The organism is Deinococcus sp., assembly GCF_025362455.1.
Taxonomy (GTDB): Bacteria; Deinococcota; Deinococci; order Deinococcales; family Deinococcaceae; genus Deinococcus.
Genome location: NZ_JANYGJ010000114.1, coordinates 14,943 through 28,230, shown reverse-complemented (window position 1 = coordinate 28,230; position 13,288 = coordinate 14,943). Strand labels below are relative to the sequence as shown.

Below are 13,288 nucleotides of genomic sequence, written 5' to 3'. Positions count from 1 at the left end.
ACTCTGTCGCCGCTCAACGTTGCGTCCCCACCACCTCCGCCAGCCTGCCCACGCCCTCCCGCAGCGCCCCCGGTTGCAGGTGCGCGAAGGCCAGCAGCAGCGCCTGGGCCGAGGTCTCGCCGCCCAGCCGGTACTCGCCCGACACGCTGAGGCCCAGGCCGTGCTCGGCGGCGCGGGTCTGAAGGTCCAGCTCGGCATAACCCGGCGGCAGCGGCAGGTACAGGTGGGTTCCGGCAGCGGCGGGGGTTACCGGCCACGTCGGCAAGGCCAGCCTGAGCGCTCCCACCAGCGCCTCGTGCCGCGTTCTGAGTTCGCCCCTGGCGCGGCGCAGATGCCGGGCGTAGCCGCCGCCCGACAGGAATTCGGCCAGCGCCAGCGCGTCGAGGGTCGGCGGCGTGCGCTGGGTCACGGGCCGGGTACGGGTCAGCAAGTCAGTCACCAGCGCCGGAGCGACCAGATAGCCGCTTCTCAGCGCGGGCGAAAGGCTGTTGCTGAAGGTGCCCAGCAGCAGCACCCGCCCCGGCGCCTCACCCTGAAGGCACAGCGGGGCGCGGGCGCTGAAATGCAGGTCGGCGGCGTAGTCGTCTTCCAGAATCCAGGCCCCGGCGCGGCGCGACCACTCCAGCAGGGCTGATCTACGCGCCGCGCCCAGGGTCACGCCACTGGGAAACTGGGTGCCGGGCGTCAGGTAGGCCAGCACCGCCTGAGCGGGCAGCTCACCGAGACAGGCGCCCCCACCATCGACGGGCAGCGGCCACAACTCGGCGCCCGTGGCCTGAAACGCGGCGCGGGCACCGGGGTAACCGGGGTCTTCGAGGACCGCCAATCGGCCCGGTTCGAGCAGCAGCCGCGACAGGGCGTCGAGGGCTTCCTGGGCGCCACCGGTCAGCAGCAGCATATCGGGCGTGAGCACCGCGCCGCGCTCCCGGCGTAGCCACTCGCACAGGGCCGAGCGCGTAATCAGCGGCCCACGCGCATCCGGCGGCGAGAGGGCCACGTCGCCCGCCGAGCGGGACAGGGCCTGTGCCCACTGTTCGGAAGGAAACAGTCCGCTGGAATGGCGCCCCAGCCGGAAGTCGATGAAGCTGGCGTGCGTTCCAGCCGGTGCCGTGCCCTGCACACCCTGACCGTCCAGTGCCCGGCGTGCCCAGGCGCTCAGGCGCAGCGGCGGGCCGGGGTCCGAGCTGGGCAGCTCAGGGGCGGGCAGCGGCACCACGTAGGTTCCGCTTCTGGGCCGGACCTCCAGATACCCCTCGTCGCGCAGTTGCTCGAAGGCGCCGTCCACGGTGTTGCGGGCCACGCCCCAGAGTCGGGCCAGTTCGCGGCTGCCGGGCAGGCGCTCGCCTGGGCCGCGCTCACCGCTGCGAATCTGCTCGCGCAGGGCGCGGGTCACGCGGGCGTGCTGGGTTTCACCGTTCAGCGCGGGCGGCAGGGCGAGCATGGGGGCATGATACGGGCCGGGGCGGTCTGAGACGGGCACCCCAGCCGCTTTCAGGCAATATCGAATGCTGACGAAACCGCTGTTCCGATGTGGCACGGGAATGCGGAGCCGATCAAGACTGAGAGTCCGAGGTCATCAGAGCCTGGTCTTCTCTCTCAAGCGGCGCAAAGACAGCGTATCGCCTGCCTGGCCTCAGCCGCGAATGGTGACGCAGCCGTCGTTCCAGCGCCTTCTGTCTGGGAAACAGGTGCTCTTTCGACTCACCTTCTCGCGCCGACTGGGTGCTTCTGTCCAGTCTTGAGAACGCGCGTCCTCTAGACTTTTGGCGTGCCCACCACCTCACCCGCGCCGGTCAGTGAACTGCTGCTCGAATTCCAGCACTACGTCATGGCGTACCGGTTGCGGCGTGCCCTGGGCGGCGCCCTGACTCCCAAAAACCCGCAACTGACCCTGGGCGAGTACGGCCTGGCCCGCAACGAGCGCCAGACGCTGGCCCGGCAGATGATCTCACGGGGTTCCCCGCCCGGCACCATGCAGCGCTTAGACGCCCTGACCGACACGCTGCTGTTCGGCTTCTGGCACAACCCCTCGCAGGTCGCCGAATTCGTGCGGGCCGCCATCCGCGAGGGTGGGCACCCGGCGCTGGAGCAGCCTGCCGCCTTCGCGCAGCTTCTGAGCCCTGGCGAGCGCACCCGGCTGGGCGAGGCGGGCGTGAGCCGGTTGGTGCGCCACTACTACGCCTGCCTGGCGCTGGCCGCCATCTACACCAATCCGTACAGCATGGACGCCGCCTGGGCACGCATCGAGGCCGAAGCGGTGCCGCTGTTCGTAGATGAGTTGAGCACCGCCCAGCCCGGTCAGGCACCCGTCGGCCCGTGACCAACCGGCCCGTGACCGCCGTTGTCCAGAAACTGCTGCGCGCGCTGCTGCCCCGCGCCTGTCCCGGCTGCGGCGAGTCGCTGGGCCACTCGGCGGGGCTGTGCGCGGGCTGCGCCGCCTCGCTGACGGTGCGGGTCGAGTCGCACTCGATGCTCAGCAACACGGTGAGGCCGCATCTGGTGGTGCTCGGCCAGCACAAGGGCCTGCTGCGCCGGGCCGCCCGCGAGCTGAAATACAGCGGCCACCGCGACCTGGCCGGGGTGCTGGGACAGGCTCTGGCGCGGGGCGTGCCGCCGGGCTGGGGCATTCAGGCCGTCAGCGCCGTGCCGATGCACCCTGAGCGGCAACGCCAGCGCCATTTCAACCACGCCGAGATGCTGGGCCGCGCTCTGGCGGACGCGCTTGAACTGCCGTACCTCGAAGCCCTGGCCCGCCGCCGCCACACCGCCCAGCAGGCCAGAAAAAGCGGCTCGGAGCGCTCCGGCAACCTGGAAGGCGCCTTCGTGCCGCTGCCGGAGGCGCTGGAACTGGGCGGCCCGTTGCTCCTGGTTGATGACGTGATGACCACCGGGGCCACCCTGATCGCCTGCCGCGACGCGCTGGCCGATCACGGCATGGAGCAGGTGTATTACGCGGTGCTGACCCGTTAGACCGGCAGCCTCTCCCCGGCCTTCACGGCGATGTTCAAGCGGTTTCCGGCGGGCGGCAGCGGGCAGGTGTAGGCGTCGTTGAAGGCGCAGTACGGGTGATACGCCCGGTTGAAATCGAGCGTGACCGTATTGCCGTCTGTCGGCGCGTCGAGGTAACGGCCCGCGCCGTAGGTCTGCGCCCCGCTGGTGGCGTCCCGAAACGGCACGAACAGGCTGGCGGGCACGTCATCGCCTGCGCGGGCGTAGAGGGTCAGGCGCTCACCGGAAGGCAGCTCGACCACGCCCCAGCTCACGAAGGTCTGCGTTTCGCCGGGTGTGGTGGTCGCCAGCGTCACTGGCTCAGGCGGTATCCGCTTAAGCTTCAAATGCATGTTCCAAGCCGGATCGGGCGGAAAATAGGCCAGACCCGTGAACGTAGCTAGATTCGCCGCCAGAATCGGCCCGCGACTACTCTTGAAATGGGTGTCCTTACGGGCACGGAAGTCGAGCAGGGCGGCTTCCCATTCCCCGATTCCGCTCATTCCCCGGCGCTCACTCTTCGGGCCAGTCCACCGTATGCGGCGTGCCGTGCAGCTCGATGATGTCGCCGCGCCTGAGCTTCTTGCGGCGGCGGGTTTCGGGTTCGCCGTTGAGGCTGACCTCACCGTTCTGGATGCGAAATTTGGCTTCGCCGCCGGTTTCCACCAGCCCGGCGATCTTGAGAAAATCTTGCAGATCGATGGTGGCGTCGGGGTCGGTGCGTGGGGCGCTACTTCGCTGGGTCATGGGGTTCTCAGGGTCATGGAATCTTGTACTCCTCGGTAAACAGCTTCACGTCGCTCTCGTCGACCCGCCCGTCGCGGTTGAGGTCGCCGGGCAGGCCGCTGGTGGTTTTGCCGTAGTTGCCCATCAGCAGCGCCAGGTCGCTGAGGTCCACCTTACCGTCTCCGTTGATGTCCGCGCCGCTGAGCTTGCGCCGGGCCGAGAGCGCCGTGAACTCGCTCAGGCCCAGCAGCTTGCCGATCTCGGCACGTACCGCCGCCGCCAGTGGCACCGGCCCCTGCGGATTGAACTCGGTGCGGGTCACGCCGCCGACGTTCAGCGTCCGCGAGGCCACGTCCGGATTGAACGGCACGGCGCTGGCACCGGTCTGGCCGCCCAGAAGGAGCAGCGGCCCGGCGCCCTGGGCGCTGTCGTCGAGCGTCACGGGAAAGTCGGGACTGCTCAGGGCTCTGAGGGCCGAGAGCACTTCCTGGCGCAGCGCGTCACCCTGCGGACGCAGCGGCACGCTGGCGAACTTGGCCGCCTGCGCCGCTCCCAGGCTGAGCAGCGCCGAACTTACCAGGGCCAGTATCACCGGGCGTTTCATTTGCCCGCCTTGGCCCGCGCGGCCAGGACGGCTTGCCGGAAGGCGTCCAACGTGAGCTGACCGGGGCCGAGTGCGGCAGGAGCGGCTGGCGGCGTCGGTGCTGGCGGTGTGGCGGCTGAACTGGGCGTTGTAGTTGCTGCACTGGGCGTGGTGGTCCCCGGCGCGGCGCTGCTGAGTGTGGTCGCAGCCGCTGGCGCAGCGCTGGGCGTCGTGCTGGCCGCTGCCGAGGGCGTGCTACCCGGAGCCGTGACCGTCGCGCTTTCACCGAGGTTGGACGGCGCGGGGGTCGTCGCCGCTGACGGTGTGGACGTCGCTGCCGAGGGCGTCGTGGTGCTACCAGCCGAGGGCGTCGTGGTCGTTCCGGCGGAGGGCGTGGTCGTCGCCGCTGACGGCGTCGTGGGGCTGCCAGCAGAAGGAGTGATCGTCGTTCCAGCCGAAGGCGTGGCAGACGCGGCGGAAGGCGTGATGGTCGCCGCTGACGGCGTGGTCGTTCCAGCAGAAGGGGTGGAGGTTCCCGCAGAAGGCGTCGTCGCGCCCGCGCTGGGAGTGGCCGTACTTGGCGTGCTCACGCCTGCGCTGGCGCCTGCCGAGGGCGTAGCAACCGGGGGCGGCGCCTTGGTCACGCCCGGCGTGCCGTCCGGCAGTCCGCTGACCAGCTTGCGCTCCGCCGGTCCATCGACGCTGTACTGGCCCTGGCTAAAACCCACCAGCGGACTGTCCAGACGCGCTTTATAGAGCAGCAGCATGGCCTCACCGCTTTTGAGCATGGGGCCGTCCGTCAGGCCGCCGAGCACCCAGACGGCGGGTTTGTCCTGGTACCTGGGCAGCGCGGCGGCGTCACCGGCCAGCGTTTCGAGCACCGTGAGCGGGTAGACGGTCCAGCTCTGGGCGCTCTCCTGCACGGTGGCGGGCGTACCCACCGTCGCCCGCACGATCACTTCGGCCTTCACCGCCTGCTGCTCCAGGCTCAGCGGCGGCGCATACGTCGCCCCGGCCAGCGTCAGGAGGCCCAGCAACACGCCACCGGCAGCGATAAAACGCCGCTTCATTTGCCTCCAGGCACAGCGGGCACCGGGTCGGTTTTCGGCGCAGCAGGAGTGATTGGATCAGGTTTTGGCGTGTCCGTCTTGGCCGGATCGGTGGTCGTGGGCGCCGCTTTGGTCGGGTCGGTCTTGGTTGGGTCCGTCGTGGGCGTGGTGCTGAACGGCGGCGTCACCGGGGCACCAGCCGGAGCGGCCTTGGGATCGACTTTCGGGTCTGCTGGTTTGGTGTCTGTCGGTTTAGCGTCTGTCGGCTTGGCGTCTGTGGGCTTGGTGTCTGCTGGTTTGACCTCTGGCGCTTTCGGCTCCGGCGGCTTGACCTCGCGCAGCACCTTGCCCGCGCCGTCCTGGGCCAGCAGGAAGGTCGTCGTGCCGGAGGCGGCGGCCAGCGACAGCGGCTTGTCGGTCATGGGCCTCACGCTGATGAGGGCCACCTGGGCGCCATTTTTCGGTGCCAGTCGGAAGCCGAAATCGAGCAATAAGTTGCGCCCATTCTGCTTCCAGAACACCACCGGGCGGCCCGCGTCGGTGCTGTTTTCAGACTGGATTTTGGTGACGACGGCGCCTTCAGGCATCACCCAGGTGTAGCGGGCCGCCCGCACGCCGCGCGGTCCCTGCACGCTCAGGGGCAATCTGGTTTCGCCGCGCACCTCACCGGTGGGCAGGCTCAGGGTGAAGTCCAGCGGCGGCAGATCGGTGACGGCCAGGGTAAAACTCTGGGTCTTGACGCTCAGGTTGGCGTCGCTGACTTCCAGGGAAAAACTCGAACTCCCGGTAGCCGTCGGCGTGCCCGCAAGGACGGCGCTGGAGCCGCCCGTGAACTTGAGCCCGGCAGGCAGGGCGCCACTGGCCAGGCGCACGCTGTACGGCCCGGTGCCGCCGACGGGCGCAACGGTGCTGGTAAACGCCTCGCCCACGTAGGCGCTGCCCAGCGAGGCCGTGCTGAAGCTCAGCAGCTCGCGGCTGGATGTCGGCGTGCTGGTGCCCGCGCCGCTGCCACACGCGCTCAGGAGCAGGCTGACCCCGGCAAGGGCGGGAAGCAGTCGTTTCATGCGGGCAGTGTAACGGAGGCTGGTGAGAGAGAGTGGGAGGGTTAATGGACGGTGGTGAGAGGGGAAGTGGGAAGTGGAATAACAGCGGTTCCGAGTTAATCAGCCTGAGAGCTTGCCATACCTGCCTGAGCACCTTACTTGACCATCGTCCCTGCCCTGTTCCTGACTCCCCACCACTTCCCTTCTGCCCCACATCACACCTTGCCACTCTCACACGGGCGCTAGACTTCCGTCCATGACTCAACTTTCACCCAGTTCCAGCACTGGCGCTCCCCTGCTGGTGGCCCTGCCCAACGTCGGCGAGCACATCGGGCGCTATACCGTCGAGCGCGTGGAGCAGCTTCCCGAAACGGCCTCGGTGTACATCCAGCTTCGGCACGAACTCGGCAGCCGCCACATCCATATCGTGCGCGACGATCCGAACATGGGCTTCTCGGTGACGTTCCCGACCGTGCCCAAGGACTCGACGGGCGTGGCGCACATCCTGGAGCACATCGCGCTGATGGGCTCGCAGCGCTACCCGGTCTCGGACCCGTTCTTCGCCATGATTCCGCGTTCGCTGAACACCTTTATGAACGCCATGACCTCCTCGGACTGGACCACCTACCTGTTCTCGACGCGCAACCCGCGTGACTTCGGCAACCTGCTGGGCATCTACCTCGACGCGGCCTTCTTTCCCAAGCTCAGCCGCGTGAGCTTCCTGCGTGACGGCCACCGCTTCGAGAACGCCGACCCCGCCGACGCGGGCAGCGAACTGAAGATGCAGGGCGTGGTCTACAACGAGATGAAAGGGGCGATGGCCAGCCCCGGCAGCGTGATGTGGCGCACGCTGGGCCAGGCACTGTACCCGGATTTGACCTACGCCAACAACTCCGGCGGCGCTCCTGAGCGCATCCCAGAGTTGACCCACGAGAACCTGAAAGCCTTCCACGCGGCGCACTACCACCCGTCCAACGCCTACTTCTACAGCTACGGCGAGTTGAGCCTGCCAGAGTTGCTGGGCACCATCGAGCGCGAGGTGATGAGCAAATTCACGCCCAATCCGCTCGACGTGCAGATTCCGGATCAGCCGAATTTCACCGCTCCCCGCTCCTTCGAGGCGGCCTACCCCTCCACCGACACCGAGCGCGGCGCCCAGGTTTTGATTGCCTGGAAGGTCACGCCGACCTATCAGGCCGAGGCGAACCTGCGCTGGAGCGTGCTGAGCGAGGTGCTGCTGGGCAACCCCGCCGCGCCGCTCTACAAGCCGCTGATCGATTCGGGCCTCGGCAGCGCCCTGGCCGACGGCAGCGGCTACATGGACAACTTCCGTGAGGCGGCCTTCGCGGTGGGCCTCAAGGGGCTGCCAGCGGGCCGGGCGGCGGAGGTGGAAAGCCTGGTGCTGGACACCTTGAAGCAGATCGCCGAAACCGGCCTCGACGACGCCCTGATCGACAGCGCCCTGCACCAGTTCGAGATCGCCCAGCGCGAGGTCAGCAACTCCGGCACGCCGTATGCCCTGAAGATGATGTTCGCGGTGCTCAATCCCTGGCTCTATGGCGGCGATCCGGTGGCGAATCTGGATCTGGGCGCCGAGCTGGAGAAGTTGCAGGCCCAGCGGCGAGCCGGGCGCGTCTTCGAGCCGATGATCCGTCAGTGGCTGCTGGAGAATGCCCACCGCGTCACGGTGAGCCTGACGCCGGACCCGGCCCTGCAAGACGGTCAGGTGGAAGCCGAGAAGGCACTGGTCGAGCGACTGAGCGCAGGGCTGACCGAGACGGACCGCGCCCAGATCGTGCAGGACGCCCTGGCACTGCAAAACGCCCCGCAAGACGACCATTCGGTGCTGCCCAGCCTGAGCCTGGATGAAATCACGCTGGACGTGCCGCGCCCGGCCTACGAGACGAAGCCGTTGGGCGCCGCAACCCTGTACCGCGCCGCCCAGCCGACGGGCGGCCTGGTCTACCTCGACGTGCAAGTGCCGCTGCCCGAACTGCGTGACGATCAACTGGAACTGCTGCCCTTCTACGCCTTCGCGGTGACCCGAAACGGAGCGGCGGGCATGGACGCGGTGGAACTCACCCGCCGCATCGAGGCTGTGACCGGCGGCGTGGGCGTCTCGGCGGGCAAGGGCAACGGCCCGGACGCGCTGGCGCCGATTCGCACCAGCCTGACCTTCAGCGCCAAGGCCCTGAGCCGCAACGCCCCCGCCATGACCGAGCTGCTGCGGGCCGTCATCGCCGAGCCGCAGTTCAGCGACGAGCGGCTCTCACAGCTCGTCTCGCAGCGGGTGGCGGGCGTGCGCTCCGGGCTGGTCAGCAACGGCGCGGGCTACGCCTCGACCCTGGCGGCGGCCCAGGTCAGCCCCCTGGAGGCGCTGGACGAGCGCCAGACCGGCTTCGCGGCGTTCACCCGCTTGCAGGGGTGGCAGGCTGGAGCCGACTGGGCCGGGCTGCGAACCCGCCTGGAAGAACTCAGCGCGGTCATTCGTGCAGGTGCGGCCCGGCTGGTGCTGACCGCCTCCGGCAGCGACTTAGACTTGGATGTCAGCGCCCTGGCGGGCCTCTTCGGCGGCGCGGCGCCCCAGCTCTACACGCCCGCCTTGGAGGCCCGCGTCCCCCAGGCCCGCACCACCGATACCCCGGTGGCGTACAACGCCGTCGCCTTCCAGACCGTGCCGTACAGCCACGCCGACAGCCCGGCGCTGCTGGTGCTGGCCAAGCTGCTGAGCACCGAGTACCTGCTCAAGGAGCTGCGCGAGAAAGGCGGGGCCTACGGCGGCAGCGCCCGTTTCGATTCTCGCAGCGGCGTGTTCAGCATGAGCAGCTACCGCGACCCGCACATCGCCCGGACCTACGAGGTCATGGGCAAGCTGGGTGAGTTCCTGACCGGTGACCTGAGCGAGCGCGAGCTGACCGAGGGCGTGTTGAGCGCCAGCCGCCAGCTCGATCCCCTCCAGAGCGCCGACAGCGTGGCCCGCAGCCGGATCTTTGGCGACCTGGCGGGCTTCAGCGCCGACATGCAGGAGGACTACAAAGCCCGCATGATGCGCGTCACGCTCGCCGATCTGCGCCGCGTCCAGGCCAGCTACCTGACGCCGGAGCGAGCAGCCTACGCCACGCTTTCGGGCCGCGATCCGAACGAGGAAACCGCCGCGCAGAAGCTGAAGTTCGAGGTCAAGCCGGTTTCGTAAACACCGACGTAAGCTCAGACTCTAAAGGCTCCATCCGCTTCGCCCCTGACCTCCACCGGCCAGGGGCGCTAGCATGTCGCCATGTTGCCGCTGCTCAAGCAGGTGCTGGATAACTTCAACTTCGACGTCGACCCGGCGCGGTCCCGTGAGGAGAACGCCGAGGAGGTCATCCGCGCCGCCGCGCTGCTGTCGGGCACGGTGGCCGTCGAGCCGCTGCCGTTCGCCGATTTGATCATCATCACGCCGCTGCAACTCAAGATGGTGCTGCACGTCGGCAAGGTCTACGGCTTCGAGATCAGCGCCGAGCGTGCCCGCGAGATCGTGCAGGAGCTGGGCGCCACCGTCGCCTACGGCATGCTGGCCCGCCAGGTCATGCGCGGCCTGGCCAAACTGGCGCTGCCGGTCATCGGCGGCCTGATTACCGCCCCGGCGGTCTACGGCTGGACCTACGCCCTGGGCCGCCTCTCCGAGCAGTACTTTGCCCAGAAGGCCCAGGGCCTGCCGTTCGACAAAACCAAGCAGATCCAGGTCGTGCAGGAGGCCCGCAAGACCACCAAGAACATCCTGCCCAGCGCCAGCGACTTCACGGACCTGGCCAGTGAACTGCGCCGCCGCGCCGAGGAGCGGGCCAAACCGAAGGGAGAAGGCGACCCCAAAACGCTGGACGCCCCCGGCCCGGTCAAGCTGAACAAGGAAGCGGATCAGAGCAAGTTGAACTGATGGGGGAAGCAAACGATCTGGGCAGTACACCGGCAGTTCCTTACTACCACGATCTTCTACTATCATTTCTAAAACGACCGCATATGTATTTCTATAAAAATCCGAGCTGGCTGGAAGTTATCGCGTGCTTGTCCGGAATCACAATCGCTAGCCGATTCTTTGAGCCCAATGCAACAACTTACAAACGGTGGGACGGCTTCCTCAACGAGTTTATTCTGGGTGGTAAGAGCGGGATGCTTGAAGAGGGCAACTTCTGGCCCGACTTTAGGTCGAAACACGACTCGGACGCCCAGGCTATCGCTGCATTTCGTGACGCTTACAGAGCTTTTCTGGACCGGAATTATCCACTGCCAGAGACCTAGAGCAGATGTCATAAAAAGGGTCTTTTTATGACCGAGCGGAGCGAGTAGTTTTGACTGAGCAGGACGCAGAATGGAGGCGCGGGGAGGCTGTTTTCCCCGTGGCGTAATTCGGAGTACTGCTCTAATTCTCATCCTCGCTCCAGCACGTACCACGCCCGTTCTCCTTCCCGCGCCAGTTGCGTGACCGCGTAGCCCCGCGCCAGATAGCCGCCCAGCACGGCCCTGAGCGCCAATCTCCAGCCCAAGCGGAGGCCGTCCAGCAGGGTGTCGGCGTTCACGGGCACCTCGGCCAGCAAGCGGGCTTCTGCCTTGTCCAGACGCGGTACGCCCAGTTCCGGCCCGACTGTCCAGCCCGACTGTTCAGCCCGACTGTTCAGCCCGACTGTTCAGCCCGACTGCCGAAAAAACGAGCATGGTCGCAGGAGAGCGGCTGAAGCTACTTGCATTTCAGCGCGAATTCCATGTTGCTCACCGGGGCGAAGGGGAGGCCCCTGGTGCGCCCACCCGTGAGCGTATCGGCGTCGGGCCGGAACAAAATCCGGGTCACGGTGAAGGCGGGCGGGGTGTTGAGTACGAAATTGGCGGTCAGGTTGGCCCCAGGCGTGATCTGGTGGTTGGGAGTATTGGCCTCGTCCCAGGTATCGAACTTCTGCACCTGTCCGTCGGCACTGGCCGCGAACATGTAATCGTAGTTCACGGCGGCGTCGGTGGGAGGCAGCAGGTTCTTCTGGGCGCCGTTGGCGACCTTGAAGCTGATGACGTACTTGCTGTCCTTGACGCCCGCCGAAAGCAGCGTGATCCGCACCACGCCGTTGAACAGCGGCTGACCGAGGCAGCCCTGAATCGCCCCAACCGGCACCGACCCGCCTGCCACCAGGGCGCCGGACTTCTGCAACTCGCTGACCGGCAGGGCCACATACGGTTTGCCGTCCACCGTCACGGCCCTGCCTTTAATCGGCGTGCCGTTGATGTACACCGTCGGGGACTTGTCGGCCTGAGCGGCGGCCAGGGTTATCAGCATCAGGGCCAGCAGCAACAGTCGCATGCCTTACTTTCACATTGCCTGGTGAAGACTGGGTGAGGTCAGGCGCCGTACAGTTCCGTCTGCACCACCGGTCCTGGCCCTGAGAACGCCGGTTCCTCCTCTCCGAAGGCCCCGAAAAACGCCTGGACCACCTGCGGATCGAAGTGCAGCCCAGACTGTGCCCGAAGCTCGGCGCGGGCGGCCTCCACCGTCCAGGCCGCTTTGTAGGGACGCTCGCTGATTAAGGCGTCGTACACGTCGCACAGGGCGAAGATGCGGGCCAGCAGGTGAATACTCTCGCCCCCCACGCGCTGCGGATACCCGGCGCCGTCCCAGCGCTCGTGGTGCTGAGCGATCACCGCCAGGGCTTCAGGCGGCAAAAAACCCAGCGCACCGGCAAACTGATGACCGACGATCACATGGGTCTGCATCAGGCCAAATTCCTCGTGGCTGAGCTTGCCGGGCTTGTGCAGAATCTGGTCGGCGATGGCGATTTTGCCGATGTCGTGCAGGTAGGCGCCCCAGCGCAGGGCCTGGCACTCCTCGGCGCCGAGCTGGAGGTGCTCGGCCAGTTGCAGCGCCATACCTGTGACCCGGTCGGTGTGGCCCTGGGTTTCGCGGTCACGGGCTTCCAGGGCCAGCCCCAGGGCACGCAATGCAGCTTCACGGGCGGCGGTGGCCTGCTCCTCGGCGGCCAGGCGGGCCAGCAGCGAGGCGATGATGCCCGTCACGCCGCTGCACAGCCGCATCTCCTCGTCGCTCCAGGCGTGCAGCTCGAAGGTGTGCATCAGGAAGGCGCCCAGCAACTCGCCACGGGCGCTGAGCACCGGGGCCGCCGCCAGGCTGGCCACGCCCAGTTCGGGAAAACCTGCCGATTCCGGATGCAGCCGGGTATCGCCGAAGAACATCGGCGTGCGGCGGCTGAGCAGCGCCCGCAGCAGCGGCGTGTCGCTCGGCAGACCGTGGGCGGCGATGGCCTGCATTCCCGGCGTACCGGGCATCTCCCCGGCGGCGGCCCGCACCTGATAGATCAGCGGCGGACTGGTCTGAAGCCCAAGGTCCGGCGGCGATCCCTGAAGCTGGAGCTGCTCGACCTGGCTGTGTTTAACCTGGCTGTGCTTGACTTGACCGTGTTTGACTTGAAAGTAGGCCGCGCCCACTGCCGCCGTGTTGCCGATCAGTTCGTGCAGCGTCGGAACCACGCCCGCACCGAGGTCGGGCGCTTCCAACGCCACGCGCAGCAGCCTCAGCACACTCTGGGCAGAGGTCTCTCGCTGGTCTGGCCTCTGGTCTGGGAGCGGGTGATCCGCAGCCGCGTGGTCTGAGGCGACAGGCGCAGATTCGCCGGGCGGCGCCGAGAAAAAACCGGAATCAGTCGTCATGGTTGCTCGCTTGTGGGCCAAAAAAGGAGGGCGGAGGGTGAATGGTCTTGTCTTCCACTCTAGCCAGGCGCTCCCACAGATCAGTCACAACTTCATCGACTGACGCCTTGGTCAATTCGTTGACAGGCGTTGACGAAACGGGGGCGGGTCTGTGTTCGCCGCCGTGAAGGCTCGGCAGAAGCTGACGGCACAGAAGCTGACGGCACAGAGACTGACGG

At 67.3% G+C, this 13,288-nt stretch carries 13 protein-coding genes; 4 read left to right on the top strand and 9 right to left on the bottom strand.

The features are described 5' to 3' along the window. Nucleotides 1-13 precede the first annotated feature (13 nt). Nucleotides 14-1,441, bottom strand: coding sequence for a PLP-dependent aminotransferase family protein (locus Q0R23_RS09005; protein WP_293912247.1), 1,428 nt, complete (start codon nt 1,439-1,441; stop codon nt 14-16). Nucleotides 1,442-1,768: 327 nt separating this feature from the next. Here Q0R23_RS09005 and Q0R23_RS09000 point away from each other — a divergent pair, with 327 nt between their 5' ends. Together Q0R23_RS09000 and Q0R23_RS08995 are read left to right on the top strand one after the other, a co-directional pair. Beyond that, on the top strand, nt 1,769-2,320 hold the full coding sequence (locus Q0R23_RS09000; protein WP_293912246.1) for a hypothetical protein: 552 nt from the start codon (nt 1,769-1,771) through the stop codon (nt 2,318-2,320). Further along, nucleotides 2,317-2,970, top strand: coding sequence for a ComF family protein (locus tag Q0R23_RS08995; protein WP_293912244.1), 654 nt, complete (start codon nt 2,317-2,319; stop codon nt 2,968-2,970). Before Q0R23_RS09000 ends, Q0R23_RS08995 begins: the two co-directional genes overlap by 4 nt. Here Q0R23_RS08995 and Q0R23_RS08990 read toward each other — a convergent pair. Genes Q0R23_RS08990 through Q0R23_RS08970 form a run of 5 tightly spaced genes read right to left on the bottom strand, consistent with a single transcriptional unit; the run spans nt 2,967 to nt 6,410 of the window. Further along, complete coding sequence (locus tag Q0R23_RS08990) at nt 2,967-3,491, bottom strand: DUF1684 domain-containing protein (RefSeq protein ID WP_293912242.1); 525 nt, start codon at nt 3,489-3,491, stop codon at nt 2,967-2,969. The two genes, Q0R23_RS08995 and Q0R23_RS08990, sit on opposite strands and share 4 nt — an antisense overlap. A 10-nt stretch (nt 3,492-3,501) precedes the next feature. Beyond that, the gene (locus Q0R23_RS08985) at nt 3,502-3,735 is read right to left on the bottom strand and encodes an RNA-binding S4 domain-containing protein (RefSeq protein ID WP_293912240.1); all 234 of its coding nucleotides are present in this window, start codon (nt 3,733-3,735) and stop codon (nt 3,502-3,504) included. Nucleotides 3,736-3,748: 13 nt separating this feature from the next. Then, complete coding sequence (locus tag Q0R23_RS08980) at nt 3,749-4,318, bottom strand: hypothetical protein (RefSeq protein WP_293912238.1); 570 nt, start codon at nt 4,316-4,318, stop codon at nt 3,749-3,751. Continuing rightward, nucleotides 4,315-5,367, bottom strand: a complete 1,053-nt coding sequence (locus Q0R23_RS08975; protein WP_293912235.1) for a hypothetical protein — start codon at nt 5,365-5,367, stop codon at nt 4,315-4,317. The genes Q0R23_RS08980 and Q0R23_RS08975 overlap by 4 nt, the downstream gene beginning before the upstream one ends. Continuing rightward, the gene (locus Q0R23_RS08970) at nt 5,364-6,410 is read right to left on the bottom strand and encodes a putative Ig domain-containing protein (RefSeq protein WP_293912233.1); all 1,047 of its coding nucleotides are present in this window, start codon (nt 6,408-6,410) and stop codon (nt 5,364-5,366) included. Before Q0R23_RS08970 ends, Q0R23_RS08975 begins: the two co-directional genes overlap by 4 nt. A gap of 235 nt (nt 6,411-6,645) precedes the next feature. Between Q0R23_RS08970 and Q0R23_RS08965 the strand changes: the two genes are divergently transcribed. Both Q0R23_RS08965 and Q0R23_RS08960 read left to right on the top strand, forming a co-directional pair. Then, complete coding sequence (locus Q0R23_RS08965) at nt 6,646-9,582, top strand: insulinase family protein (RefSeq protein WP_293912230.1); 2,937 nt, start codon at nt 6,646-6,648, stop codon at nt 9,580-9,582. Between the two features lie 81 nt (nt 9,583-9,663). After that, the gene (locus tag Q0R23_RS08960; RefSeq protein ID WP_293912227.1) at nt 9,664-10,302 is read left to right on the top strand and encodes a DUF697 domain-containing protein; all 639 of its coding nucleotides are present in this window, start codon (nt 9,664-9,666) and stop codon (nt 10,300-10,302) included. Nucleotides 10,303-10,792: 490 nt separating this feature from the next. Here the strand turns inward: Q0R23_RS08960 and Q0R23_RS08955 are convergent, their stop codons facing one another. From Q0R23_RS08955 to Q0R23_RS08945, 3 genes are all read right to left on the bottom strand, one after another. Continuing rightward, complete coding sequence (locus Q0R23_RS08955) at nt 10,793-10,942, bottom strand: hypothetical protein (protein ID WP_293912225.1); 150 nt, start codon at nt 10,940-10,942, stop codon at nt 10,793-10,795. A 158-nt stretch (nt 10,943-11,100) separates the two neighbouring features. Further along, entirely contained in the window at nt 11,101-11,709 is a 609-nt protein-coding gene (locus Q0R23_RS08950) for a hypothetical protein (RefSeq protein WP_293912223.1), read from the bottom strand. A gap of 38 nt (nt 11,710-11,747) precedes the next feature. Next, complete coding sequence (locus Q0R23_RS08945) at nt 11,748-12,941, bottom strand: HD domain-containing phosphohydrolase (protein WP_293912221.1); 1,194 nt, start codon at nt 12,939-12,941, stop codon at nt 11,748-11,750. Between the last annotated feature and the right edge of the window lie 347 nt (nt 12,942-13,288).

What these genes read in the sequence shown, in the direction of transcription:
- Q0R23_RS09005 (WP_293912247.1), bottom strand. Translation starts at nt 1,441, where the DNA reads ATGCTCGCCCTGCCGCCCGCGCTGAACGGTGAAACCCAGCACGCCCGC.
- Q0R23_RS08990 (WP_293912242.1), bottom strand. Translation starts at nt 3,491, where the DNA reads ATGAGCGGAATCGGGGAATGGGAAGCCGCCCTGCTCGACTTCCGTGCC.
- Q0R23_RS08985 (WP_293912240.1), bottom strand. Translation starts at nt 3,735, where the DNA reads ATGACCCAGCGAAGTAGCGCCCCACGCACCGACCCCGACGCCACCATC.
- Q0R23_RS08980 (WP_293912238.1), bottom strand. Translation starts at nt 4,318, where the DNA reads ATGAAACGCCCGGTGATACTGGCCCTGGTAAGTTCGGCGCTGCTCAGC.
- Q0R23_RS08975 (WP_293912235.1), bottom strand. Translation starts at nt 5,367, where the DNA reads ATGAAGCGGCGTTTTATCGCTGCCGGTGGCGTGTTGCTGGGCCTCCTG.
- Q0R23_RS08970 (WP_293912233.1), bottom strand. Translation starts at nt 6,410, where the DNA reads ATGAAACGACTGCTTCCCGCCCTTGCCGGGGTCAGCCTGCTCCTGAGC.
- Q0R23_RS08965 (WP_293912230.1), top strand. Translation starts at nt 6,646, where the DNA reads ATGACTCAACTTTCACCCAGTTCCAGCACTGGCGCTCCCCTGCTGGTG.
- Q0R23_RS08960 (WP_293912227.1), top strand. Translation starts at nt 9,664, where the DNA reads ATGTTGCCGCTGCTCAAGCAGGTGCTGGATAACTTCAACTTCGACGTC.
- Q0R23_RS08950 (WP_293912223.1), bottom strand. Translation starts at nt 11,709, where the DNA reads ATGCGACTGTTGCTGCTGGCCCTGATGCTGATAACCCTGGCCGCCGCT.